The organism is Nostoc sp. FACHB-888 (assembly GCF_014696655.1).
Classification (GTDB): domain Bacteria; phylum Cyanobacteriota; class Cyanobacteriia; order Cyanobacteriales; family Nostocaceae; genus Nostoc.
The window spans coordinates 1-2,895 of the sequence record NZ_JACJQM010000343.1 but is presented as its reverse complement, the minus strand read 5'-3'; the positions used below and the strand labels follow the sequence as shown (position 1 = coordinate 2,895).

Genomic DNA, 2,895 nt, shown 5'->3' with positions numbered 1-2,895 from the left:
AATCAAGTATTTGGAATAAAACTCGCGCACTGCTGGTTTCCCGACTCCCCCAGTCATTACCGGGATGTGGTTAACGTAAGCATCTTCAACCATCGTAGCGACGGCATCTTCAGTACTGTGAGTGCCAAACTCGTACTGTAAATGCTCTTCCCAAAGTGCTTGCAAATACTCCTGGGCTGGTGTCAAATTGGTAGTTGCTTGTAAAGAAGCTTGTCCGTCTACAGTTTGCTCTTTGACCATGATTAAATACTCCTGGTTCTATCTATCTAAAGTGTCTTGAGTTCCAATGCTTGACTGCTTTCAGATTCTTAAAATGATTTGTCAGATTCTTGTGATGTTAGTGAACTTGTTTCAATGGACGTATAAGCATTCAGCGCCTGTTTCACGAATCAGTTTGGCGGTTTTTTCACCTTCTGCGTCGCGTCTGCCTGAGAATAGTACCTTTGCTGACGGAAGATAAAGCATAAATCATCCTCTCCAAAAGAAGCACTAAGTTCTCCTTTGAGCACTTTAATCAGCTTGTAAACATCCGCACTTCTAGAGCATTGATAGTCTCCATACATCACCAGCACTACCTTGGCACTCAACACACCTTGAATTTAATCTTGGGCTGAAGGCGGTACAAGTAAGGAACTGTGGCTACGATCGTCGTTCATTTTTCTACATTTGCATCAAGCATGGAACCTTGCAATTTATTTGTTCAATCCACTGATTGCATAACTGTTTGCATAAATTCAATATAGGAGATCGCTTTTAAGCCGTCGTCTACAGCAAGTTAAAATTTTTACAGTACAAATTGATAGAGTAACCGTGCCATCGCAAAGTAGAAGGCTAGCTATAACTTAAGTTAGAATCCGAATCTGAGCGAAAGAAAGTACACTCTACAAACTGACAATGCCGCGTTTAACGGCAACAATCACCGCTTGAGTGCGATCGCTCACATCCAACTTATTCAAAATCCGATTGACATGAGATTTAACTGTGCCTTCACCGATACTCAAAGCAGCCGCAATATCAGCATTACTCATCCCCTGCGCCAGTGAGCGGAGTACTTCTAGTTCTCTTTCACTCAGTTCTGGATTGCTGAGGCGCTGTACCAACTTTGCTCCCACATCAGGCGGAATGTACTTCTGACCGCGATGAACGGTACGAATGGCATTCAGAAGCTCGTCCGGTTCAGTTTCTTTCAACAGGTATCCTTTTGCGCCTGCCTGCAATCCCCGGTAAATATCTTCGTCACTATCATACGTGGTCAGTACAATAATCCGAGCAGATTTAACGACCGCACAAATTGCACCGATGGCGGCAACTCCTTCCACTTCAGGCATTCGCAGATCCATGAGCGTGACATCCGGTTGGTGTTCCCTAAATAGAGCGATCGCTTGTTTCCCATTTTCGGCTTGGGCAATCACCTGCATATCTGGGTCACGGTTAATAATCGTGGCTAATCCTTGCCGAAAAATAGCATGATCGTCTGCAATTAGAACTCGAATGGTTGTGGCTTGGCTCATCGTGATGCTACTTCCGATTGACGGTAACAATAATCTCTGTTCCCTGCCCAGGTTGACTCCTAATCGTCAGTTGTGCGCCGATGCGCTCTGCCCGTTCGCTCATACCGAGTAAGCCAAAACCCTCAGAGGCTGGAATATTCCCGACTCCAAAGCCCTGTCCATTGTCTCTCACGCGCAAGCAAACCTGGTCGCGATCGTATACTAGCTCCACCCGAATTTCGTCAGCATTGGCGTGTCTAATCGCATTAGTCAATGCTTCCTGCCCCATCCGTAGTAGGTTACTCTCGACTTCAGTCGGTAGAGAATACACCGTACCTTCAATCTCATAATATAAAGTGGTATCCATTGCGGCAGCTCTAGTCTGAGCGATGAGACGATGTAGAGCGCTCTGTAAATTGCCTTCTTCCAAAAGCTGAGGACGCAGCGCGACGACCGATCGCCGTGCTTCAGTCAGTCCAGTTCGCGCCAATTCTTTGATCAGGTCTAGATGTGCCCCAGTTGCTTCTACATCATCCGTGAGCACCTGGTTTGCAGCACCCACCTGAGCCAGAATACCTGTAAACGCCTGAGCGAGTGTATCGTGAATTTCGCGTGCCATGCGGTTGCGCTCCTCTAAAATTGAGGCTTCTTCTGCTTGCTTCAGCGCCGTAATATCTCGCGTTAGCCAAATTACCTGATCGAGGCTGATTGGGGCAATGCGAGCCGAAAACCAGGCTTCTTGTTCAGCTATCTGCAAGCTGTACTCAACTGTGAGCATTTGTTGGGTTCTCAGTACTTGCCGAACGTAACCCAGGAATTCATCGGCTTGTTCTTTTGCAAAAATCTGGTGCAGTGTTTGACCAATCTGCTCCTCAATAGGTCGATACAACTGATTCGGTTTCACTTCGACTGCTTCGACCAGTCGCCCTTGGGCAGTAAGGACAAACAGCGGATCGGGAATGGCTGAAACGAGTGCCCGCAGTTCTGCTTCAGAGGCTTGTAGGGCTTCTTCTGCTTGTTTACGCTGGGTGGTGTCATTGCCAACCGATAAGATTTCAACGACCTCTCCCTGTTCATTGAAGATGGCTTGATTCGACCAGGACATCCAAACTCGTCGACCGTCTCGACACAGGTTTTCCCCCTCGCCTTGCGGGTATGATTGAGGATTGCGAAGTAAATCGTGGATCATGGGTCTCATATCGCGTCCAGAGGTTTCGATGTCTGGAATGATGGTTTCAAATAGGGTTCGCCCTAAAATCTTATGTTCTTCATAGCCCAGGAGTTTCACCCCATAATCGTTGATGTATCGAATTCGTCCTTGCGAATCATAGCGAATGATAACGGAATTCGCGGTTTGTAGCAGGTTGCGATAATTCGCTTCACTTTGTCTCAATGCGGCTTCGGT

General features: G+C 47.0%; 2 protein-coding genes and 2 pseudogenes. All 4 read right to left on the bottom strand.

From position 1 onward, the window contains the following. Positions 1 to 240: pseudogene (locus H6G26_RS40470) on the bottom strand (hypothetical protein); the annotation flags it as partial. Between the two features lie 209 nt (positions 241 to 449). After that, positions 450 to 599 (bottom strand): annotated as a pseudogene (locus H6G26_RS40465) (disulfide bond formation protein DsbA); the annotation flags it as partial. 282 nt (positions 600 to 881) lie between these two features. Continuing rightward, a complete protein-coding gene (locus H6G26_RS40460; protein WP_190737624.1) occupies positions 882 to 1,511 on the bottom strand; it encodes a response regulator transcription factor in 630 nt (209 codons plus the stop codon). A gap of 7 nt (positions 1,512 to 1,518) precedes the next feature. Next, positions 1,519 to 2,895: PAS domain S-box protein (locus H6G26_RS40455; RefSeq protein WP_190737622.1), on the bottom strand; the 1,377-nt coding region annotated here is incomplete at its 5' end.

What these genes read in the sequence shown, in the direction of transcription:
- H6G26_RS40460 (WP_190737624.1), bottom strand. Translation starts at nt 1,511, where the DNA reads ATGAGCCAAGCCACAACCATTCGAGTTCTAATTGCAGACGATCATGCT.